This window comes from Thalassotalea agarivorans, assembly GCF_030295955.1.
GTDB lineage: Bacteria > Pseudomonadota > Gammaproteobacteria > Enterobacterales > Alteromonadaceae > Thalassotalea_D > Thalassotalea_D agarivorans.
In genome coordinates, this window is the sequence record NZ_AP027363.1 from 1,569,775 (window position 1) to 1,592,827 (window position 23,053).

21 protein-coding genes are annotated in these 23,053 nt (G+C 41.5%); 8 read left to right on the forward strand and 13 right to left on the reverse strand.

Features of this window, described 5'->3' with window-relative positions; all coding sequences use genetic code 11:
* The first annotated feature begins 38 nt into the window (after positions 1 to 38).
* Positions 39 to 2,297: a TonB-dependent receptor gene (locus QUD85_RS07255; protein ID WP_093328869.1), complete on the forward strand. Its 2,259-nt coding sequence runs from the start codon at positions 39 to 41 to the stop codon at positions 2,295 to 2,297.
* 50 nt (positions 2,298 to 2,347) lie between these two features.
* On the opposite strand, the gene deoD is transcribed toward QUD85_RS07255, so the two are convergent.
* The 3 genes from deoD to add form a co-directional block, all read right to left on the reverse strand.
* A complete protein-coding gene (gene deoD / locus QUD85_RS07260) occupies positions 2,348 to 3,052 on the reverse strand; it encodes a purine-nucleoside phosphorylase (RefSeq protein ID WP_093328867.1) in 705 nt (234 codons plus the stop codon).
* 100 nt (positions 3,053 to 3,152) lie between these two features.
* The gene (locus tag QUD85_RS07265) at positions 3,153 to 3,323 is read right to left on the reverse strand and encodes a XapX domain-containing protein (RefSeq protein ID WP_093328866.1); all 171 of its coding nucleotides are present in this window, start codon (positions 3,321 to 3,323) and stop codon (positions 3,153 to 3,155) included.
* A gap of 44 nt (positions 3,324 to 3,367) precedes the next feature.
* Positions 3,368 to 4,387 (reverse strand): adenosine deaminase, encoded by a 1,020-nt coding sequence (gene add, locus QUD85_RS07270; RefSeq protein WP_322787114.1) that lies wholly within the window; start codon positions 4,385 to 4,387, stop codon positions 3,368 to 3,370.
* A 249-nt stretch (positions 4,388 to 4,636) separates the two neighbouring features.
* On the opposite strand from add, the gene aroG reads away from it, so the two are divergent.
* Positions 4,637 to 5,686 (forward strand): 3-deoxy-7-phosphoheptulonate synthase AroG, encoded by a 1,050-nt coding sequence (gene aroG, locus QUD85_RS07275; RefSeq protein ID WP_093328863.1) that lies wholly within the window; start codon positions 4,637 to 4,639, stop codon positions 5,684 to 5,686.
* Positions 5,687 to 5,730: 44 nt separating this feature from the next.
* Entirely contained in the window at positions 5,731 to 6,189 is a 459-nt protein-coding gene (locus QUD85_RS07280) for a hypothetical protein (RefSeq protein ID WP_143047940.1), read from the forward strand.
* Positions 6,190 to 6,245: 56 nt separating this feature from the next.
* On the opposite strand, the gene QUD85_RS07285 is transcribed toward QUD85_RS07280, so the two are convergent.
* From QUD85_RS07285 to rsgA, 3 genes are all read right to left on the reverse strand, one after another.
* Positions 6,246 to 6,428: a DUF4250 domain-containing protein gene (locus QUD85_RS07285; protein ID WP_093328860.1), complete on the reverse strand. Its 183-nt coding sequence runs from the start codon at positions 6,426 to 6,428 to the stop codon at positions 6,246 to 6,248.
* A complete protein-coding gene (locus tag QUD85_RS07290; RefSeq protein WP_093328859.1) occupies positions 6,421 to 6,615 on the reverse strand; it encodes a DUF2061 domain-containing protein in 195 nt (64 codons plus the stop codon). The genes QUD85_RS07285 and QUD85_RS07290 overlap by 8 nt, the downstream gene beginning before the upstream one ends.
* Before the next feature lie 105 nt (positions 6,616 to 6,720).
* Positions 6,721 to 7,761, reverse strand: coding sequence for a ribosome small subunit-dependent GTPase A (gene rsgA, locus QUD85_RS07295; RefSeq protein ID WP_093328857.1), 1,041 nt, complete (start codon positions 7,759 to 7,761; stop codon positions 6,721 to 6,723).
* Positions 7,762 to 7,884: 123 nt separating this feature from the next.
* Here rsgA and QUD85_RS07300 point away from each other — a divergent pair, with 123 nt between their 5' ends.
* Positions 7,885 to 8,805 (forward strand): acyl-CoA thioester hydrolase/BAAT C-terminal domain-containing protein, encoded by a 921-nt coding sequence (locus QUD85_RS07300; protein ID WP_177168870.1) that lies wholly within the window; start codon positions 7,885 to 7,887, stop codon positions 8,803 to 8,805.
* Between the two features lie 25 nt (positions 8,806 to 8,830).
* On the opposite strand, the gene QUD85_RS07305 is transcribed toward QUD85_RS07300, so the two are convergent.
* On the reverse strand, positions 8,831 to 9,091 hold the full coding sequence (locus tag QUD85_RS07305; RefSeq protein WP_093328853.1) for a hypothetical protein: 261 nt from the start codon (positions 9,089 to 9,091) through the stop codon (positions 8,831 to 8,833).
* A 356-nt stretch (positions 9,092 to 9,447) separates the two neighbouring features.
* Here QUD85_RS07305 and QUD85_RS07310 point away from each other — a divergent pair, with 356 nt between their 5' ends.
* Positions 9,448 to 9,921: a low molecular weight protein-tyrosine-phosphatase gene (locus QUD85_RS07310; protein WP_245732094.1), complete on the forward strand. Its 474-nt coding sequence runs from the start codon at positions 9,448 to 9,450 to the stop codon at positions 9,919 to 9,921.
* Between the two features lie 39 nt (positions 9,922 to 9,960).
* Here QUD85_RS07310 and QUD85_RS07315 read toward each other — a convergent pair whose 3' ends face one another.
* From QUD85_RS07315 to ppsR, 3 genes are all read right to left on the reverse strand, one after another.
* Positions 9,961 to 11,808, reverse strand: coding sequence for a choice-of-anchor I family protein (locus tag QUD85_RS07315; protein WP_093328852.1), 1,848 nt, complete (start codon positions 11,806 to 11,808; stop codon positions 9,961 to 9,963).
* Positions 11,809 to 11,971: 163 nt separating this feature from the next.
* Positions 11,972 to 13,006: a 3-deoxy-7-phosphoheptulonate synthase gene (locus QUD85_RS07320; protein WP_093328850.1), complete on the reverse strand. Its 1,035-nt coding sequence runs from the start codon at positions 13,004 to 13,006 to the stop codon at positions 11,972 to 11,974.
* Positions 13,007 to 13,153: 147 nt separating this feature from the next.
* On the reverse strand, positions 13,154 to 13,963 hold the full coding sequence (gene ppsR, locus QUD85_RS07325) for a posphoenolpyruvate synthetase regulatory kinase/phosphorylase PpsR (RefSeq protein ID WP_093328849.1): 810 nt from the start codon (positions 13,961 to 13,963) through the stop codon (positions 13,154 to 13,156).
* A 207-nt stretch (positions 13,964 to 14,170) separates the two neighbouring features.
* Here ppsR and ppsA point away from each other — a divergent pair, with 207 nt between their 5' ends.
* Complete coding sequence (ppsA, locus tag QUD85_RS07330) at positions 14,171 to 16,546, forward strand: phosphoenolpyruvate synthase (RefSeq protein ID WP_093328848.1); 2,376 nt, start codon at positions 14,171 to 14,173, stop codon at positions 16,544 to 16,546.
* A 143-nt stretch (positions 16,547 to 16,689) separates the two neighbouring features.
* Positions 16,690 to 19,734 (forward strand): D-2-hydroxyglutarate dehydrogenase YdiJ, encoded by a 3,045-nt coding sequence (ydiJ, locus tag QUD85_RS07335; protein WP_093328846.1) that lies wholly within the window; start codon positions 16,690 to 16,692, stop codon positions 19,732 to 19,734.
* A gap of 53 nt (positions 19,735 to 19,787) precedes the next feature.
* Here the strand turns inward: ydiJ and QUD85_RS07340 are convergent, their stop codons facing one another.
* The gene (locus QUD85_RS07340) at positions 19,788 to 20,831 is read right to left on the reverse strand and encodes a Leu/Phe/Val dehydrogenase (RefSeq protein ID WP_093329098.1); all 1,044 of its coding nucleotides are present in this window, start codon (positions 20,829 to 20,831) and stop codon (positions 19,788 to 19,790) included.
* A gap of 161 nt (positions 20,832 to 20,992) precedes the next feature.
* Between QUD85_RS07340 and QUD85_RS07345 the strand changes: the two genes are divergently transcribed.
* Complete coding sequence (locus QUD85_RS07345; protein ID WP_245732093.1) at positions 20,993 to 21,403, forward strand: DUF4826 family protein; 411 nt, start codon at positions 20,993 to 20,995, stop codon at positions 21,401 to 21,403.
* Here QUD85_RS07345 and QUD85_RS07350 read toward each other — a convergent pair.
* Entirely contained in the window at positions 21,400 to 21,861 is a 462-nt protein-coding gene (locus QUD85_RS07350; protein WP_093328843.1) for a GNAT family N-acetyltransferase, read from the reverse strand. The genes QUD85_RS07345 and QUD85_RS07350 overlap by 4 nt on opposite strands.
* A gap of 3 nt (positions 21,862 to 21,864) precedes the next feature.
* Positions 21,865 to 23,010, reverse strand: a complete 1,146-nt coding sequence (locus tag QUD85_RS07355; RefSeq protein WP_093328842.1) for a cupin domain-containing protein — start codon at positions 23,008 to 23,010, stop codon at positions 21,865 to 21,867.
* Positions 23,011 to 23,053 lie beyond the last annotated feature (43 nt).

A 23,053-nucleotide genomic window follows, 5' to 3' on the forward strand; every position in this document is an offset into this window, starting at 1 on the left:
TTTACAAATATTCTAAAATCAGTCCACGGGAGAAACAAATGGACCTTTTTAAACGAAAGGCGCTATCGATTGGTGTTCAATCTGCGCTAGTCGCCAGTGCATTCGCACTTCCACAAGCTATTGCCGCAGATGAAGCTTCAGCTGAAGATAACGGCAAACTTGAAGTTATTGAAGTAACGGCGCGTAAACGTGTTGAAAATGTGCAAGATGTACCGGTATCAGTATCTGCTTTACAAGGTGAAAACCTAGAAGCTTATGGCAGTGCAGCGCAAGATATTCGTTTTCTAAATGCTAAAATTCCAAGCTTGTCGGTAGAGTCGTCTTTTGGCCGTACTTTCCCACGTTTTTATATGCGCGGTTTAGGTAACAGCGATTTTGATTTAAATGCCTCACAACCTGTTTCACTCGTGATGGATGAGGTTGTACAAGAAAATCCTATCTTAAAAGGTTTCCCTGTTTTTGATGTTGAGCGTGTTGAAGCGCTTCGCGGCCCACAAGGTACATTGTTTGGTCGAAACACTCCAGCAGGCTTGGTTAAGTTTGATTCAGTAAAACCAACACAAGAACTAGATGGTTATGCGTCTCTAGGTTACGGTTCATACGGCACAATTGATTTTGATGGTGCAGTAGGTACGGGCATTACTGACAACCTATCTTTCCGTGCGTCTATGTTGTACCAAACGCGTGATGACTACATCGATAACGTAGCACCTGGGTTTGAACAAGAAAACGTTCTAGGTGGCTATGATGAAACAGCAGCGCGTCTACAATTTTTATATGAAGATGGTGGATTTTCTGCCCTTGTTAATTTCCACACGCGTAACCTAGACGGTAAGCCTATTGTATTTAGAGCAAACGTTATTGATGCTGGCACTAATAACATTGCTGACTACTACGATGAAGATACTGTAATGCACGATGCTGCATCTCGTGCGATTCAAAATGTAGATACACAAGGCGGTAGCTTAAAGTTAGAATATGATGCGGGTGAGCTTGTTTATACCTCAATCACGGGTTTTGAAAGTGCTGAAATCTACTCTCAAGCTGATGTTGACGGTGGTTACGGCGCGTCTTTCTTACCACCAGAGTTAATGGGTCCCGGTTTAATCTTATTCCCAGCTGAAAGTGCTGATGCGATTCCAGATCATTCACAGTTCACACAAGAGTTTCGTATATCAAGTGCTTATGCAGGCAAGTTTAACTTCCAAACAGGTTTATTCTTCTTCTCTGAAGATCTAACAATCGATAGTTATAGCTTCGATACCTTAGCTGCTGGTGCGCAAAATGGTTTTGCAACTCAAAACCAAAAAACAACAGCATGGGCATTGTTTGGTAGTGCTGATTACCAATTATCAGAAAAATTAAAGCTTACAGCGGGTCTTCGTTATTCAAATGACGAAAAAGACTTTGTTGCGGAAAGACTACAAGGTCCATTTGGTTCGGGTACTGCTATGGGTACAGCAAACCCTAGTGATTCACACGTAAGCTGGGATTTAAGTGCTGTTTATAGCCTTAATGATGAAATGAATCTTTTTGCACGTATTGCTAACGGATTTAGAGCACCTAGTATCCAAGGTCGTATTCTATTCGGTGACGTAGTAACCGTTGCAGACTCTGAAACGATCAACTCGATTGAAACCGGTATCAAGTCTGACATTTTAGACGGCCGTGGTCGCTTCAACGCAACGGTTTATTACTACCAAATGGATAACCAGCAATTAACGGCTGTAGGTGGTGATGCAAACTTTAACCAACTAATCAATGCTGACCAAACCACAGGTTATGGTTTAGAAATTGATTCAGAGTTTGTTGTTGCAGAAAACTTCTTTGTTACAGCAAACATGAGTTACAACAGCACTGAAATCTCAGATAGCGATTTAGCTGTAGCAGTATGTGCTCAATGTACAGTAACTGATCCGCTAAACGGTAATGGCTTAGCAATATTAGATGGTAATAGCTTACCTCATTCGCCAGAACTGATCGCAAACTTAACGGCACGTTACAGCTATGAGATTGGTGCAGGGCAGTTGTTTGTCTACACAGATTGGTCATATCGCAGCGAAATTGACTTCTTCCTATACAAATCAGTTGAATTTGAAGGCAAGCCATTATTAGAAGGTGGCCTGCGCGGTGGTTATCAGTGGGAAACAGATAGCAACGAATGGGAAGTGGCATTATTTGCTCGCAACATTACTGACGAGCAAGTGGTTATCGGTGGTGTCGACTTCAATAACCTAACAGGTATGATTAACGAAGGTCGCTTTGTAGGCGCTGAAGTTAAAGTATCATTCTTCTAAACAGATGATTGAAACTAAAAAGCCAACCTGTCGGTTGGCTTTTTTTATGCTTAAAGAATACTCTCTAGCGTAAGTTCCATCATATCTTTGAATGTGGTCTCACGTTCATCTGCAGTGGTTTGCTCGCCTGTTTTAATGTGATCACTTACCGTGAGTACCGTAAGTGCTTTCTTACCGTACTCAGCGGCGACTCCATATAATCCGGCAGCTTCCATTTCAACCGCTAGAATGCCATGGTTTTCCATGGTCGTGAACATCTCTGGCTGAGGGGTGTAAAACAAATCAGCAGTAAATATATTGCCAACGTGCACAGATTGTCCCAGTTTTTCCGCTGTTTCTACCACTTTACGTGCTAAACCAAAATCACCTGTTGCTGCAAAGTCTACGTTATTGAATCGTTGGCGATTAACGTTTGAATCTGTACTTGCGCCAATACCAACAATGACGTCGCGCACTCGAATTTCATCTTTTACAGCGCCACAAGAGCCAATACGAATAATGTTTTCAACACCATAGTCTTTGTAAAGTTCAGTCGCATAGATAGAGATAGACGGTATACCCATGCCCGATCCCATTACAGAGATACGCTTGCCCTTATAGGTGCCCGTATAGCCAAACATATTTCTTACACGAGTGACGCATTTTGCATCTTCAAGAAAGTTCTCTGCGATGTATTTCGCTCGAAGCGGGTCGCCGGGCATTAAAACTGTTTCAGCGAAATCACCTGGGTTAGCTTCAATATGAGGAGTAGCCATTAATATTCCTTAAATTATAAAAGTAAAGTTACTCAGTAAGTTTCTAGCCAGCGAAGGCGCTTCTATCAAGGATGTTTTACTGAACCTAGGGTTAATTTGTTTAACTAAAAAACTTTTCTGCTATCCATTGGTACCCTTGAGCACCTAAATAAATACCAACAATACCAGCAATGCCTGACAATACAGGTGGCGCTGGAATAGGTAATTTTATCGCAGAAAAAAGAACACCGACAATCAGGCCGGCCAATAATGCAAGTAACACTTCTGTCATTATGACTTCCTTAAACGTTTTGCTATGAATTATCTTTGTCTATCCTAGTACAGCTCAATTTCCTTAGCTAGGTTTCTTGGTTTTTGCATTAATGTTTGTTTTTCATGTTCCGATAAGAATGCCACAGACAGGCTATTATTTTGAAGCTGTTCAAAGGCATCTTTATCAAGGTTTAGCCACTGTTTTGCTTGTTTGTATTCATGTACAAGCTCAATACCAGAAACCGCTGGGTCGTCGGTATTTAAACACGCCTTAATACCATTTTCTAAAAACACAGGTAGCGGGTGTTGGGTTAGGTCAGTAATGGTACCTGTTTGAAAATTTGAGGTTAAACATGACTCAATAGCAATGTCGTTTTCTGCCATAAATGTCATTAATTTTTGGTCTGTAGCTGCCGCCACACCGTGTCCTATCCTTTGCGCGCCTAACTGTGTAATGGCTTGCCATACACTGTCACTACCTGCTGCTTCACCAGCATGAACCGTAATGGCTAAATCAAGCTTTCTTGCTTTATCAAACAAAGGTGTAAATAGGCTACCTGGTTTGTTTAACTCGTCACCGGCTAAATCAATAGCAACAAAGGCATCACGGTGGCTCAATATGGCATTCAACTCTTGCTCACATTTTTGGTAGCCAAAGGTTCTACTCATAATGCCAATTAAATTGCACTCAACAGGAAAAGCTTTTTTGCCTTGTTCTACGCCATCAATGACTGCGGCAACAACATCTGAGGGATTTAAGTGGTGATTCATTGCCATATAAAGCGGCGAAAAGCGAAGCTCTGCGTAGTCTATGCCTGCATTGTAAGCATCTTCAATGTTTTCGTAGGCTACGCGTTTTACGTCATCAAGGTCTTTTAATACAGCAACACCCCAATCAAGCTTAGCCAGAAAGGCAAGTAGGTCAGGTTCGCTTTTTTGAATTTGCACATGTGGTAAAAATGAGTCGATATCGTTAGCTGGCAATTCAATACCATTTTTTTGCGCTAGTGCCCAAATAGTGCGTGGCCGAATATTGCCATCTAAATGCCGATGAAGATCGAGTAAAGGTAAATAGCTGTGCATGATACAACTCTAAAACAGACAATCTTTCTATTATAACAGCGCTTTAAACATAGGTTAAATTTTCACGGTGATATTTTACGTGAAAAAGGTAATACAAATAGATGTTTGTATCGATAGATCAGCACGATATAAATTATTAAAAAATTTAGTTGCTTAAGGCAGGAAAACACTGATAGATTAGCTCGGTCGCAATAACCCAAGGAATAGTGAGTCAAGCTTAAATTCCAAAGCAATTTAGAAGAGAAAAACATGTTTTACCAAACCGATGATGTTCGTATAAATCAAATTAAAGAATTACTTCCACCAGTCGCTTTATTGGAGCGATTTCCTGCGTCAGAAAATGCAGCGGAAGTAGTATTTCAAGGTAGACAAGCTATCTCTAATATCTTGCAAGGGAAAGATGACAGGTTACTTGTTGTTATTGGTCCATGCTCTATACATGACCCTGTTGCAGCTATCGAGTATGGGCAACGCTTGGTAGCGTTGCGCGAGAAATACAAAGAAAACCTTGAAATTGTCATGCGCGTCTACTTTGAAAAGCCGCGTACAACTGTAGGCTGGAAGGGACTGATTAATGACCCTTACATGGATGGTAGCTTTAAGATTAATGATGGTTTGCGCATTGGTAGAAAACTACTGTTAGATCTTAATGAGCTCGGCTTACCAACAGCGGGCGAATTCCTCGATATGATAACGCCGCAGTATATGGCTGATTTTATGTGTTGGGGCGCTATTGGCGCTCGAACAACAGAAAGCCAGGTGCATAGAGAGCTAGCGTCAGGCTTATCCTGTCCAGTTGGCTTTAAAAATGGTACCGATGGCACCACTAAGGTTGCTGTTGATGCAATCGGCGCAGCCAGCGCTTCACATCACTTTTTATCGGTCACTAAATACGGCCACTCCGCTATCGTTGAAACAAGTGGTAATCCTGATTGTCATATCATTCTGCGTGGCGGCAATAAGCTGACTAACTATGACGCGGACAGCGTTGCCGAAATATCGGATAGCTTGGTTAACGCGAAGCTTAACAATAAGTTAATGATAGATTTTAGTCATGCCAACTCACAGAAGAAATTTGAAAACCAAATGAAGGTCTGTGACGATGTAAGCCAGCAAATTGCCTCAGGCAATAAAGCTATTTTCGGTGTCATGGTCGAAAGTCACTTGGTAGAAGGGCGTCAGGATATGGTCGATGGCGTAGCAAAAACCTATGGTCAAAGTATCACCGATGCCTGCATTGGCTGGCAAGATACTGAAACCTTGCTAGCAACATTAAATGATGCGGTTGCTAAGCGTTAAATTTGTTTTCTCAAAAGCCATTGGGTTATTTGTATGGCAATAACATGAGTAAAATCACAATGGCTTTAGTGAACATTAAATCGGTGGCATTTTTTGTAATAACGGTATCTCTGTTAGCCAATATATACTTGATTAGTTTGGTTCAAAAACAAGAGGTAACCACAAGCAAATCATTTGTTATTATTGATAAAAATGAGCTGCGGTGTATTGAAACAGCCAAGAGAACAACATTTGACAAGCATCAAATTCTAGGACCTGACTATTTAAGTAATAGCTACGCTGTTTTATTGCCAGATATCAAGACTAATCAAGATTTTACTGTTGAATATAGTAGCTGTTTTTATGGAAATAAAAGTGTGGCAACCTCGATAGGCGATTTGCAATATGAAATTGATTTTTATCGTCAAACTCAAGGTGTAAATCACTTTGGTGTCTTTAAGTCACCCTACAATGATAATTATTACTTGTACACGAAACCTTCGTTTATAAACGACTTTGAGTGATGCGGTTGCTACGAGAAAATAGAGACACAAAAAAGCCACTTTTCAGTGGCTTTTTTTTAAATCGCTTTCAATTGATTTTCCTTGGTATACACATAGCCATACTTAGCTACTGTCTGCAGTAATTCTGCCTTTGATAGTTCATAGAAAGCGCATAACTCGTTTAACGATGAAAACTGATTCCTTAATTTCATATTAATCAAGCTCACCATTACTGCTGGCTCCATACTTAACTTAAGCATGTGCTAACCGTTGTCCTTCTTGCTCTTTTAACTGCCATACTTTTTCATGGAAGTAGTAAGCCACTGTGTTTATTGCGGGTTCTATGGTTGCCACTAAGCCACCAACCAAGATGTCGCCTGTAAGCGCGTAAGCAACGGAAAATGCCACAGTAAAGTGTGTTATAGCAAACGTAGTTGTCTTCTTCATGACTTAGCCTATGTAATTCGATAAGTTGCTAAGCAGTATAACGAGATAATTTAAATAGCAAAAATAGGTTTAAAAGATTGGTGTAATAGTTATATTCGATTAACGCTAACGACCTTTGAGTTTTTTTGCAGTTTGTTGTGTGCGTTTGTAATATTTGCCTAGCGCTTTGTCATCGGCGCGCTTTTGCGCCATAGTCGCGCTATTTCTTTGTTCTTCACGCAGCAATTTAAAGTAATTATTGAGTCTACGTTCGTCTATTTCACCGTCTTGCAGCGCTTGTTGCACTTTACAGCCTGGCTCATTGCTGTGTGAGCAGTTTACAAACTTACAACTAGCAGCCAAACGCGCGATATCAGCAAATGTTGTTTCAATCCCTTCTTGGCTATCAACCAATTGAATTTCGCGCATCCCTGGCGTATCTAAAAGCCAAGCACCACCAGGTAATTTAACTAGTGCTCGGGATGTAGTAGTGTGACGACCTTTACTATCATCTTCACGGATACCGCCCGTTTTTTGGCTAAATGATTGTGTTAACGTATTGGTTAGGGTTGATTTTCCGACACCCGATGAACCAAGAAGAACGGCGGTATTGCCCGGTTGCAACCAGGGCAACAATTGCTCTACGTCGCTACTATCAAGACAATTAATCACAAAAACATGTTCTACCGAGGCTAGGGCATGGACGCTAGCTAAGTTTTGTTGATAGTCACTCACTAGATCAGCTTTGGTCAGCAAAACCACAGTATCAACATGAGCTTCATTCCCTAATGCCAAAAAACGCTCTAATCGACTTAGATTAAAATCGTTGTTGAGTGACATCATCACAAATGCAGTATTTACATTAGCTGCAATGTGCTGCTTCTCTAATTTTGATCCTGGCGCCTTTCGAGCAAATGATGATTGTCGTTCAAGCAAAGCTACATAATGATTATCTTTATCAAGTAACAGCCAATCACCGACAACAATAGCTGGCATATTTGGTGTAATGGGTATCACCACGTCATCTTCACCCGTGAACGCAATAAGCTGGCTTCTATGTTGCGCTATAACGCGGGCACCAACGTTTTGTTCAAACTGTTCAAAGTCTAACTGTTGTTGAAAAAAGGGCGTCCAACCCAGTGGTGTAAGTAATGAGTAATCGATCATATTGTGCGCTTAACTAAACTTTTTGTTGCCAATCTAGCGTATTAACTATTAATTTAACTATACGCCAATTTAGGAAAATATCTAAAAATCATGAATTTAAAGCTTTCATCGACGCAATTGAGTATGCTCCTACTACTATGCTTGAGCCTATTCGGCTGCCAAAATGCGGATGCAAAAGGAGAGTCTGTTACCTACAAAGGTATTGTTGCGACTTACTTTGCAGCAGACGCGCCTGTGACTGAGCGCGTGGTGTTGGTCTTTGGTGGCAGTGGCGGTGGGATATACACAGCAAATCGTATGGCTAACACCTTTTCAAAATCTGGTGTTAATGCGATGGCGGTCGCCTATTTTGGCGTACAAGGTCTGCCACAACAATTGGCAAATATTGATTTAAACTATTTTGAAAAAGCTTTTGAATATGTAGTAAGTAAAAAAGGGATTTCAAGAGAGAAGATAGCGTTAATGGGCATATCAAGAGGTGCTGAATTAGCACTACTCTTAGGATCAACCTATCAGATAGGCCCTGTAGTAGCTTATGCTCCTAGCTCAGTGTTATGGGGACCATGTTGCAATGACTTTCCCTCTGGTACGGTAGGGTGGCAATACAACGAAAAGCCCTTACCACATGCTCGACAATTGCCGTATCAACAACCAAATGAAAATGAATATCATGGCACGCCGCAATTTATGAAAAGTCTTCAAGGGCAGGATTTAAGCGCCGCAACAATCAAGGTGGAAAACATACCCAGAGGCATAATACTCGTAAGTGGCGAAGACGATCAGCTTTGGCCTTCAACTTTTATGGCTAACCAAATCATGGATAGACTACATGCTAAGCAGTACAAGTATCCGTTCAAGCATTTAAGTTATGAAGGAGCAGGGCACGTAATATCCCCTGGTGCTAGGAGTAACATTCAGCGAAGCACGCTAGCCAATGGCTACGTCATTATCATGGGCGGAAGCAGCGCAGCTAATGCGAAAGCGCAACAAGATAGTTGGCCACAAGTGATCGAATTTATAAGCAGTAAACAATTAATGGAGTGACAAAAAAGTCACATTAAGGTCTGTTTTAGATGCTGCCTGCTTTGCATTTGGGCAATTGCTCGCGTGACGCTTTAAACCTGTAATAGTTTAGTTCTTTAGTCTTAACATCAGAAACAACGTCACCTGTATCGTGATCTTGTATCCAAATAGAGATTGATTTACCTTTCAATTCACGATTAAGCATATAACGCTTGCCAGATGATAAATTGACGTCAAATTTCACATAGGCGACGCGCAAACTGTTTGGCGTATCAGGTTTATATATACTTGCTTTAACCCACAACAAATGATTACCACCAGGGTAACGTCGAGGACCAAACTACGAAGTAACTTTCTTTTTATGGCATAACAAATGTATAAGTTCGATTGGAGAGCTAACTTCCCGCGAAAAATTTTCAAAGTAAAAATGTTGTTCTTGATTCTTTATAGACAAAGGAATTGCATGGTTTTGAAACAAAAACGTAGACGCCACGACGAACACTAAAAATACCGTAGAAACTTTCATCAGGCACTCCTTTGATTTTGTATGATTCAAATACATACTAACGACTTATATTCGTCTTAATTTTGTGAACGCACTTTTCTGTGTAATACTGCTTAACAGTCTAAAATATAAGCAGAAAAAAGGGTTAGTGCAATCTTATGGAAAATACAAAAGTAAATTCATTATTATTTGTTTGTATGGGAAATATCTGTCGCTCGCCTACAGCTGAAGCGGTTTTTAGACACAAAGCGCAGGAACAAAATGTTGAACTAACCATAGATTCTGCCGGTACCATAGCGTCTCATCGCGGTGAAAAGCCCGACAGACGGAGCCAAAAAGCGGGCATTGCTAGAGGTTATAGTTTTGACGGTATTAGAGCGAGGCAAGCTGTAGCGCAAGACTTTTACGATTTTGACATGATCCTTGCGATGGACAAGTACAATGTCGAGGAGTTAAAGAAAATAGCGCCAGAAGGATTAGCTCATAAAATAACTTTGTTCTGTGAATTTGCTAAAAACTACAAAGATGATGAAGTGCCAGATCCTTATTATGGCGGCGCGAAAGGATTTGAGTTTGTACTAGATTTAATAGAAGACGCTAGCGACGGCTTATTAGCGTCACTAGCGTCATAAAAAACATGCCAGCTTAACCATGTTAGGCTGGCCGTTTTATTACTTTTGTGTTACTTGATAAACAGTAACAGTACCGCTTACTTCGTTACCCACAATTAATAAGGCTTCACCATTTGGACTATTTTGTTGTTCAACAAAATAAATCGACTCAGGTCCTAAATCGCCAGCAAGATCAGCATTGGCACAATCCATACCTTCCGTGACATCACAGGGGTTGCTAAGATCATCATCTAATTCGTAACTTACGGTGTAGTCTCTGTTGTTAAAATACTGCACAAAACGGGCGTCAAAAGGACTGGTTACGTCATAAACGAAGAATTCACTTGAGCGCTCTAAGCCAATAAAACTGTAGGTTTTATCTCCTATTGTGCCTATAGCTAACGCTTCTGGTTCGCCACCTTTGTCGTCAGAACGATTGTCACCCTTATTTTCTGTGTGTGTACTGTTAAAGTTATTGCCTAAAACAGCCGCGGCGATTTTTTCAAAGTCATCACCAGAATCAAACACTAAGTTGCCATGTTGATCCCAAATAGAAAACGATCTCGCGCCATAGGCATACAAGGCCTCGTAAACACCATTGTTATCGGCATCGCCCATCGCAGTTGTTACTTTTAGTCGGCCAAGACCGTCACTGCCACCTGTTTCATCATATAAGCGTTGTAATGCATCGCTCAATGTTAGGTTAAGTTCGTCAGGGTCAATGATATCTTTAACGCGAACTTCTTCAGAGTAACCATCGTAGTCTCTCGCATCGCCTTCGTTTGCGCTGACGATAAAACTCGAACCTTGCCATTGGTACGTCGCAATAGTGTCTGGCTGATACATGCCATAAACATTGTTTAAACGTCTAAAGGAGGGGATTTCATCCTTGTTTGTATAGTCGATGTCAAAGTCGCCCCAATGCTTGTAGCCAAGCGGTTTTATTTCGATAGTGCCATTGTCTATATCGATACGCCCAATAGCATTGTTTTCTTGAAAAGAGACATAAGCGGTTTTACTGTCGTGAGCAACTGCTATGTATTCTGGCTCCAAACTTTGGGCTAGTGTAGTCCCCGCAGGACCTGCAAGCTTAAGTCCTGCATTGATTAATAAACCCTTGCGCTTGTCATCAGTGTCATAATCTGTTGCAGCGAGTAGATCGGAACTAAACACAATATCGCTGGTTAAATTAATCGTGCTAGCTTCTTTTGCTATAACGCCATCTGCAATATCGATAACACTAATACTACCTTCAGGGTCATTGCTGTAATCACTATTGGGTTCACCTTCATTGGCAACCAACACATAGTTGCCATTTGGCGCAAATGTCACCATGTCGGGTAAAGGGCCAACGGCTACTGCGTGCATAAAACTGCCTTGACCAGCATCGTCTAACTCGTAGAAAAGCACCGCACCTTTGTCTTGTTTGGTGCTCGCTGCAACAGCAATTGCTAGTACATTGCCATGTATTGCAATTGAATTCGCGCCGCCTAAGGTCATTTTTTCATTGCTATTACCTACAACAACATCAACTTCAGCGGCAAAGGTAAACTGTTGCGATGAAAGGGTGCTGGCACTTGTTGGATTGGCAATAGACTCATTTGGTAAATTGGCAAGAGAAATCACTTCAATGGCATTTTGATCACCATTCACTGCAAAAGCTGATTGTGAAGCTTGGTGGAACTGGACAATCTCAGCAGCACTTTTACCTAAAACTTCTTCATCACCCGTTTTAAATCGACCGACAATAGCAATATCCAATTGTGGACTACCATTCTTACCATCAATGCCATTAATACCATTAACGCCGTCGATACCCGCTTGACCGTCTAAGCCATCATCGCCATCACAAGCGGTGAGGGCAAAAACAGCACTTAATGCTAAGGCAATTATCTTCTTGTTATACATGTTTATTCCTTAAATTGTTAAAAACACCAAAAAGGTAAAGAAATAAAATGAAGGTTAGGTGACAAAAAAGGGAAAGTTTTTTTACCGTTTAATGGCAAAACGATGAACATAAAAAAAGGTTAGCCAAGCTAACCTTTTTATAAATTTCGCATGCTGATGTGCGTTAAGCTGTTGCTAAAGTCGCTAACAGTTTTTCTGTTTCTTCAAGGTCAATACAAGCATCTGTAATGCTTTGACCATAGTTTAGTGGTGTATCGGGCAATACTTTTTGATTACCTTCTTTGATAAAGCTTTCAATCATCACTCCGCAAACGCCTGTTTGGCCTTGCGATATTTGCTCAGCAAGCGACTGCGCCACTAAAATTTGCTTGGTATGATCTTTAAAGCTATTGCCATGGCTACAATCAACCATAATGCGCGTGTTAATGTCAGCAAGCTTTAAAGCTTTAAAAGTACGCTCTACGTCTTCAGGATAAAAGTTTGGGCTTTTACCGCCACGAAGGATTACGTGGGCGTGTGGGTTACCGTGCGTTTGATAAATACACATTTGGCCTGATTTATCTGGCGAATAAAGTACATGAGGCACACTAGATGCTTTAATGGCATCAATTGCTATTTGGATGTTGCCATCAGTACCATTTTTGAAGCCCACAGGACAAGACAATGCCGAAGCAAGTTCTCTGTGCACCTGGCTCTCTGTTGTACGAGCACCGATAGCTCCCCAACTAATAAGATCTGAAATATATTGACCGGTGACCATATCGAGAAATTCTGTTGCCGCAGGCAGACCAAGCTTATTAATTTCAAGCAGTAATTTACGGGCCAGCACTAAGCCTTTGGCGACGTTAAATGACTTGTCTAAATCAGGATCACTTATTAAGCCTTTCCAACCAACAGTTGTGCGTGGCTTTTCAAAATAAACGCGCATGGTGATAAACAGTTTATCAGCATACTTTTCTTGTAGTGGCTTAAGGCGTTTTGCATAGTCAATTGCTGCGTCAACGTCATGGATTGAGCAAGGGCCTACAACAACTAATAAGCGATCGTCTTTACCAGTAATAATGTTTTCAATGGTCTTGCGACTCTCAAGAATAAAATTAGCCGTGTCTTCAGACAAAGGTATCTCTTGAGCCAACTGTGCTGGCGTCGCTAAATGATCAATTAACGAGGTTCTTAACTCGTCTGTTTTAATGCTCATGTAAGGCAGTGAGTCCTCTATGTACGTATACATTGATTAAGTTGCGCTAATATAGTGCAAATAGCGCCTAAATGAAATAAAACAGACGAATAAATCGATAGATTCAAGGGTTATATATAAGCAAGAATTGTTACCAGATATCAGAAATTAGTATTTATGACGTTTGATACCCGTTTCAGTTAGAATTTTGGCGCTTATTTCTTCAATACTCAAATGAGTAGTATTAAGGAATTTTAACCGTTCTTTTTTGTACAGCTTTTCGACTTCTCTAAGTTCCATTCTACATTGTCTTGCAGAGCTGTATTTGCTATTGGCCATCCGGCCACCACGTATTTCAATTAAGCGCTGTGCATCAATGGTTAAGCCAAATAACTTTTTCTTATGCGCTTTTAAAAAAGGGGGCAGGCGTAGCTCATCCATATCATCATCTGTAAACGGGTAGTTGGCTACTTTCACGCCGTATTGCAAAGCTAGGTAAAGGGAAGTCGGCGTTTTACCAGAGCGAGAGACTCCAACAAGTATAATATCGGCATGCTCATAGTTGTTTACGTTGGCGCCATCGTCATTAACAAGGGCATAATTAACTGCATCAATTCGGTGGTCGTAAGAGTTTTCGTGAATACTATGCGTCCTGTGTGTTTTTGGAACGGCTTGTATACCTAGTGCTTGTTCTAATGGCGATACAAAATGCTCTAGAAAATTATAAATAAGTGCATCGGAAGCGTCGATGATTTGCTTTAACTCCTCATCAACAAAGGTATAGAACACGATAGGCTTCTCGCCGGATTCTTTAAAGGCTTTATTGAGTTTGGTTTTTACTTCTTCAGCCTTTTCTTTGTTTTCAACAAATGAAATGGTGTGTTGGCTGAACGACATCGGGAACATAGACAACAATGCATGACCAAAAACTTCCGCGGTTATGGCGGTACCATCGGATATAAAAAAAGCTGATCTCATAAGGAGTTATACGTATATACGGTTGCGTGTAAACATATTAGCGCAAGCAAAAGTAAATAAAAATAGAATTTACACTGAAAATTTACAAAATGACTTTCAGTTTGCTGCGCTCGCGTTGTACAATTGCGCCGTCGTTTAAGTTTGGCGCTTGCGGCAAAATAAACTACATTGAAATAAACACGTAATCATTCCTATTGGAGAAATACGGTGCAGGAAAATATCCTTTGGTATCAGCAGCTTGGCATGAATGATGTTGAGCGCGTAGGTGGTAAAAACGCGTCTTTGGGCGAGATGATTTCAAATCTAGCTAACATGGGCGTACAAGTACCAGGTGGTTTTGCAACAACAGCACATGCGTTTAACGAGTTTTTAGAGCAAAGTGGTCTAAACGCAAAAATTTACGAATTACTTAATGCCTTAGACGTAGACGATGTAAACGCCCTTGCAAAATGCGGTACAACAATACGTCAATGGATCATCGATACGCCATTTTTGCCGCATATGCTGCAAGATTTGGAACAAGCTTATAACGAGCTAGCAGGTGAGTTTGGCGAGCAAGCGTCATTTGCCGTGCGCTCTTCTGCTACAGCCGAAGACATGCCAGATGCTTCGTTTGCAGGCCAACAAGAAACTTTCCTGAACGTTAAAGGCCTAGATGCCGTGCTTACAGCTGTTAAGCATGTGTTTGCATCTTTATTTAATGATAGAGCGATTTCTTACCGCGTTCACCAAGGTTACGACCACGAAGGTGTTGCGTTGTCAGCTGGCATTCAACGTATGGTGCGAAGCGATATTGCATCGTCAGGAGTGATGTTTTCGATTGATACGGAATCAGGCTTTGAAGATGTTGTTTTCATTACATCAAGCTATGGCCTTGGCGAAATGGTAGTGCAAGGTGCTGTTAATCCTGACGAATTTTACGTACACAAACCAACATTAGCAGCAGGCAAACCGTCTGTAGTGCGCCGTAACTTGGGCAGTAAAGCGATAAAAATGGTCTATGCCGATACCCAAGAGCACGGTAAACAAGTAGAAATTATTGATGTAGATTCAGCATTATCTAATCAATTTTCACTGTCTGATGCTGAAGTTGAGGCGTTGGCAAAACAAGCCGTTATCATCGCTGAGCATTACGGACGCCCTATGGATATCGAATGGGCCAAAGACGGTTTAGATGGTCAGTTATATATCGTGCAAGCGCGCCCTGAAACCGTTAAAAGTCGTGAAAGTGCCAATGTAATGGAACAATTTCAATTACAAGGCAGTGCGGACATTATTTGTGAAGGTCGCTCGATTGGTCACAAAATTGGTGCAGGTACAGCAAAAGTACTTGATTCGTTGTCGGACATGGACAAAATCCAAGAAGGTGACGTGTTAGTAACCGACATGACCGATCCTGATTGGGAACCTATTATGAAACGCGCCTCTGCCATTGTTACTAATCGTGGCGGTAGAACGTGTCATGCAGCGATTATTGCGCGTGAAATGGGTATTCCAGCCGTTGTAGGTTGTGGTGATGCGACGAGCAAAATTAAGCACGGCGATGAGGTTACCGTAAGCTGCGCAGAGGGTGATACCGGTTTTATTTATAACGGTAAGCTAGATTTCTCCGTTACCACATCTGAAATAGATTCAATGCCAGAAATCCCGTTCAAAATAATGATGAACGTTGGTAACCCAGACCGAGCTTTTGGTTTTGCAAAATTGCCTCACGCAGGTATTGGCTTGGCGCGTCTTGAATTTATTATCAATAAAATGATTGGCGTGCATCCTAAGGCACTCCTTAACTACGATCAGCAAACGAGTGATGTAAAAGAAGAAATAGATGACATCATCGCAGGATATGAAAGTCCTGTTGAATTCTACATCGCTAAACTGACAGAAGGTATTTCGACACTTGCAGCGGCTTACGCGCCAGAAAAAGTGATCGTGCGTATGTCTGATTTTAAATCGAATGAATACGCCAACTTAGTTGGTGGAGATGTTTACGAGCCTGACGAAGAAAACCCAATGATAGGTTATCGCGGTGCTGCTCGTTATATTTCTGAAGACTTTAGAGATTGTTTTGCATTGGAATGTGAAGCGATCAAGCGCGTACGCAACGTAATGGGCCTTACAAATGTAGAGATTATGATCCCATTTGTAAGAACCTTAGAAGAAGGTCAAGCGGTTATCGATATCCTCGAAAGCTTCGGGCTGAAACGTGGTGAGAATGGTTTACGCGTTATCATGATGTGTGAATTGCCATCAAACGCGCTACTTGCTGATGAGTTTTTAGATATCTTTGACGGTTTCTCTATTGGTTCAAATGATTTAACGCAATTAACCCTGGGTTTAGATAGAGACTCTGGTTTGATCGCGCATTTGTTTGACGAAAGAAACCCAGCCATTAAAAAGCTTTTAGCCATGGCTATTAAGGCCTGTAAAGCGCGTGGTAAATACGTTGGTATATGTGGTCAGGGACCTTCTGATCACGAAGATTTCGCCGCATGGTTGGTAGAACAGGGGATTGACAGTGTTTCTCTTAATCCTGACACCGTATTGTCTACTTGGTTGTACTTAGCGGATAAGTACAGCGCATAGCACAGCGTTAATACGTTATAGCAACATAAAAGCCTAAGAATTAAAAAGTTCTTAGGCTTTTTTTTTCAACCACACTCTTTGTAAAAAATGCATGATATACTCATGCTAATTTACAGCTTTTACCTGATAGTTTCGTTTTATCTATGTTACCTAAGTTAGACGCAAAGGCGCTGGTTGCGCCAAAATATCTTGCTTTTGCAGATGCGCTCACCAATGCTAATTTTAGCGGCGATATACATACTCAGTATAGCGCCAGACTTGCTGTTGCAACCGATAATAGTGTTTATCAAAAATTACCTCAGTTAGTTATTTTACCGCGCTCGATAGAAGACGTAACGCTGGCAACGCGTATTGCAAGCGAAGCACGATTTAATGATATTAAGTTTAGTGCAAGAGGAGGCGGTACAGGGACCAACGGACAAAGCTTAACGCCAGGCATTGTCATGGATTTATCAAAATACATGAACAATATTTTGGAAATCAATGTTGAGGAAAATTGGGTTAGAGTCCAGGCGGGCGTTGTAAAAGATCAGTTAAACGACTTTTTAAAGCCTCACGGTTTCTTTTTCTCGCCGGATTTATCAACCAGTAATCGAGCCACTATTGGCGGTATGGTCAATACCGATGCATCAGGTCAAGGCTCTTTAGTGTATGGCAAGACTTCTGATCATGTACTCGGTTTAACTAGTGTGCTTGCTAATGGTGACGTATTAGAAACAAACAAACTGCCAATCGATGACGCTAAAGCGTTAGCAAAAGAGCGCTCTAGCTTAGGTCGTATCACCAATCAGGTGCTAACAACTTGTCTCGACAATAGACAAAAAATTCTCGAAAAATTCCCCCGTCTGAATCGCTTTTTAACCGGGTATGATTTAGAAAATGTGTTTGATGATGAACTTAGCACGTTTGATCTTAGCAGAGTGATTACGGGCTCTGAAGGCTCTTTGGCTGTTGTTTGCGAGGCAAAACTCAATCTAACCCCCATTGCTACATATAAAACGCTTGTGAACGTTAAATATGACAGTTTTGATTCAGCACTACGACATGCGCCGCAGCTTGTTGCAGCAAATGCCACTTCTGTTGAAACCATCGATAGTAAAGTATTGAACCTAGCGCGAGAAGATATTATTTGGCATTCCGTTTCTGATTTAATCAAGCCGGTACCCAACCAAGTCATGGATGGTATCAATATGGTTGAATACAACAGCGAAAATGAAGCCGATATCGCAGATAAAATTGCTGCCTTGGAAGCACGACTCAATCAAGATATTGAGCAAGGCAAGGGCGTTATTGGTTATCAAATCACATCGGACAAAGCGAGTATTCTAAAGCTGTACGCAATGCGTAAAAAAGCCGTTGGCTTGCTCGGTAATGTTGCCGGTAACAAAAAGCCTATCGCTTTTGCAGAAGATACCGCTGTACCACCAGAACAATTAGCAGACTTTATTGCTGAGTTTAGAGCACTGCTCGACAGTCACGGTTTAGATTATGGCATGTTTGGTCATGTCGATGCAGGTGTACTTCATGTGCGTCCAGCTATGGATATGTGCGACCCCGAGCAAGAGGCACTGTTGCGCGACGTGTCAGATCAAGTGGTTGCATTAACCGCAAAATACGGCGGCTTGATGTGGGGCGAACATGGTAAAGGTTATCGCAGCGAATATGGACCTGAGTTTTTTGGTGAAGAATTGTTTTTAGAACTGAGGAAAGTGAAAGCTGCCTTCGATCCCCTAAATAAAATGAACCCAGGTAAAATTTGTACGCCAATAGACTCAAATGAACAACTTGTCAGTGTTGACGATACCAAACGGGGCTATTTTGATAGACAAATACCGGTGCAAGTAAAAGAGGCGTTTCCAGCGCCGATGAATTGTAACGGTAACGGATTATGCTTTAACTATGATGTTAACAGTCCTATGTGTCCATCAAGTAAAGTAACGCGCGATAGACGCCATAGCCCGAAAGGTAGGGCGGGCTTAATGCGTGAATGGCTTCGCCTGGCAGAAAATGTCGGCGTTGACCTTTATGCGTTAGAAGATCAAAAACGTTTTTCTATCAGAGCATTGCTTTCAAAAGCCAAAGTTAGTTGGCTTGGTGATAACAAAGGCGATTTTTCACATGAAGTTATGGATGCTATGAAAGGTTGTTTGGCTTGTAAGGCGTGTGCAAGTCAATGTCCAATCAAGGTCGATGTCCCTGACTTTAGAGCTAAGTTTATAAATTTCTATCACAGCAGATACTTTAGACCTGCCACCGATCATTTAGTGGCAAGTGTCGAAACTATGGCGCCGTTAATGGCTAAACTGCCTAAATTTACAAACGCTGTTTTGTCTAGCCGACTTTATCAGGGCTTTTCAAAACGAGCGCTAGGTTATGTGGATACACCGCTGCTGTCGGTGCCTACGTTGAACGAACAGGTTGCAGAATTAAACATCGACACGTTTAATCTAGACTCGCTGTCTCAACTCAGTGATGAAAGCCGGCAGCAATACGTTGCGGTTGTACAAGATCCATTTACATCATTTTATGATGCTAATGTCGTTGTCGCGCTAATCAAAACTATTGCTGCTTTGGGCTTTAAACCACTATTGTTACCGTTTAAGCCCAATGGCAAACCACAGCATGTTAAAGGCTTTTTATCGACATTTGCCAAAACAGCACAATCAAGTGCAGACTTCCTTAATAAAGTCGCGGAACTTGATATACCGCTAGTTGGCGTGGATGCTTCTTTGGTGCTGTGCTATCGAGATGAATATAACCAGATACTCGGCGACAAGCGCGGTGCATTTAATGTGCTTGTTAGTCACGAGTGGTTACATCAACAACTGCAACAAATACCGTCGAAGCAGGGGAATGAATCACCATACTATTTGTTTGCACATTGTACAGAAAAAACGGCATTGGCAACGTCAGAAAGCCAATGGCAAGGTGTTTTTGAACAGGCTGGATTAGCCTTAAATAAAGTTGCTGTTGGTTGCTGCGGCATGGCGGGTACATATGGGCACGAGGCGGTGAATCAAAGTAATTCAAAATCGCTGTTTGATATGAGCTGGCAGCCAAAACTTGAATCACTAGCAAGTGACCGCGTTTTAGCAACAGGGTTTTCATGCCGTAGCCAAGTTAAACGTTATACAAAAAACAGAGCGCAACATCCAATTGAAGTGCTCGCCAATTGGCTAACACAATAAAATAAAAAAGCCCGCTTTAGCGGGCTTTTTTAATCTTTGCTATATCTGCTTGCTTAAAGCTTATCTTTGCCACCAGCAGCGATGATAGCGCGCGCCATATCATCAGCTACTTCACCAGTAGGGCGGTCTTGCTGGTCAGCTTGCTCAAACACGTTAAGCAACGTTTGATAGATTTCTTCGACTTTATTTGTCGCTTTGTCTGCGCAGTAATCATTTTCAAATGACACATTTATAATGCCGCCAGCATTAATTACATAATCTGGTGCGTATAAAATGCCACGAGATTTTAACGCGAGATCATGCTTTGGCTCAGCCAATTGATTGTTTGCACAGCCAGCAACAATTGACGCTTTGATACGATCTATCGTGCTGTCATTAATTGTCGCGCCTAAAGCACATGGTGCGTAAATGTCGACATCTTGATCGTAGATTTCATTCAAACCCACAACTTGCGCGTCGAATTCTGCTGCAACTTTGTCTAGTGCTTCTTGATTTAAATCCGTTACCACAAGTTTTGCGCCAGCTTTATGCAGATGTTCACATAAGAAATAACCAACGCTACCTAAACCTTGGATAGAGACCTTTAAACCAGCTAAATCGTCACGCCCAAGCTTATGTTTAACTGCAGCCTTGATACCTAAAAATGTACCTAGTGCGGTGAAAGGCGCCGGGTTACCACTTTTACCTTCTGTGCCTGTTACATAGTCAGTTACAGTATTGGCAATTGCAATATCTTTGGTTGTGATGTTAACGTCTTCAGCACTGTAATAGCGACCGCTCAAGCCATTTAGTGCATTACCAAAGGCTTTGAATAGGGTTTCATTTTTATCTGTTTTTGCATTGCCGATAATAACCGACTTACCGCCGCCCATTTCAAGACCTGCCATTGCATTTTTATAGGTCATGCCTTTTGAAAGGCGAAGCACGTCAACTAATGCCTCTTCATCGGAAGCGTAGTCCCACATTCGGCAACCACCTACGGCAGGACCTAATTTTGTGCTATGCACTGCAATAATAGCTTTAAGTCCGCTCTCTTTGTCTGAGCAAAAAACAACTTGTTCATGATTGTCAAAATCAACTAAGTCAAAAAACGCCACTGCGCTCACTCCACTAATGTTTAGTACATAAAGGTTGTACATTGAATTTAGGCGCAAGATAGCAAAACGGCTACCCCTTAGCTAGCGCATTACAAAATTCTGACAGTAAAAAGTGTTAATAAAAAAATACAGTCTGATATCATTGGCGCAAGATTATTAAAGTGGTAGTTATCATCATGGAAAAAGCATTAACTGAACAAGAGCAACAAGATTGGGTTCGAGATCATTATCAAGCGGCAGTAAAGTATTTAGCAGAAAAAGGCTTGATTACCGAAAGCGTTGTATTAGAACAAAGCCGTTACTTAATCCCTTTAATGGCGGTGTGGAAATTGAAATTATCAGATCAAAGCTATTTGTGGGTAGTTAATGGTGACGTACCAACCGATCATGTTGAAGAAAACGTGGCAGACTCTGCTCGTGGCGTTGTCCGCCATTTTAGCCTGAAGTGGCAAATGCAAGCTGAAGAGCTTTATGCGCAAGACGATAAAACACAAACCGAATTCGCAGATTACTTGGTCAGTAGAGCAGAGGGCCTGTATCAGTTACACAATGATGAGCAGCTTTGGGGCTAATGGTTTAAGTAGTATTTAGCTATTCTAGGACGAGAGACATTGCAGGCCATTTTTTGTTTCGGCAGGCCTGCTTCCATGTATACATGACCAACTGGTTTGAAGCCTTTCTGGTTAAAGTGTTGGACCTTGTCGAGCGGACTATTGATTGAAACGCTTTGCAGCTCCATCCGCTTCGCAATTTTCAATAATTCTTTTAAAACTAAGAAATCAAGTTTTGCACGGCGATATTCAGGCACGACTGCTATGCGGCCAATTTCGCCGTCGGGTAAAATCCTTCCAGTAGCGACAGGTAATTGTGAACGATCTTCACAAACGAGCAGGTGAGCAGCGTTTCTATCTTGAACGTCAAATTCGACATGTTTTGGTATGCGTTGCTCAACAACAAAAACACGCTCGCGCACTTCTTTTAAAAGTGGAGCAGCGTGTTCCCAGTGAACTCGGCAAACGGTGAAAGACATAACTTAATCAATGTACCAATATCCCTTATTAAGTACATTAGTTAACAATTGTTTATTTTTCAAACAATCGCAGTGATATTTAGCTGTTTCAGTCGATATCTGTTGTTTTTTAGCAAACATTTCAACAAAACCAGGGTAAACACCGCTAATATCGAAACAATCACCATTAATAAACAATGAATCAGAATCCTCAATGTACAGCACTTTTAAGCCATTAATCGGTGTAAGTACAAGTTCCTCTTCTGAAAATAGATCATCAAGGATAGTGTCGTCTATCGGTTGCGCAGGAATGAGTAACTCTTGTGCATGGTGTGATTGCGTAAGTACGCTACCAATAAAGGTTTTAAACAACGCATCATCGTTTACTTGCGACAACATAAAATCCCTTAACTTGCCAACGTCAGCTTTGCTTAATTGACTATCATTCTGTTGCAGTGTCCGGCCTTTATCACCAAAGCGCGTTTCAGCGCGATTCTCGTCAATAAGTTTGTCAGCAAATGCAGACCAAAGGTCTTGGCCAGACGGTGCCTGAAAGCCAACAGAAAAATTCATCGCGTTATCTAGGGCGATGCCGTTATGCGGATGATTAGGGGGTATATATAATATATCTCCAGCTTCTGTAATTTCGTCAATCACAGCATTGAAAGCTGACACTTGCTTCAAATCCTCATGAGGCAATATGGTTTGTAGATTATTATCTGGCAGCCCAACTTGCCATCTTCTCTGTCCGCTGCCTTGAATGATAAACACATCATATTGGTCTAGGTGAGGTCCAACGCCACCACCAGGTGTACTAAAGCTGACCATGACATCGTCAATACGCCATCTTGGTATAAAGTTAAAGGCATTGATTAAGCTGTCTGTTTCACTAGACCAATTGTTTACCGCTTGAACCAATAAGGTCCAGTTGTCTTCGCCTAAATCAGCAAAGTCTTCAAATGGTCCGTGCTTTACTTGCCAGTTGCTATTGCCGTCATGAGAAACGATTCGACTTTCTATATGCGATTCCATCGCTAAACCAGCAAGTTCATTGGCGTCTATGGTATCAGTGAATGATGCAAAGCCACCTTTTATCAGTAACGGCTTTGTTTGCCAATATTCTTGAAGAAATAACTCAGGGGTTAGTTTATCCCAAGCAATAGTGTGCATAGTTGCTCCTACAAAAAAGAAGGCCGAAGCCTTCTTTTTATTG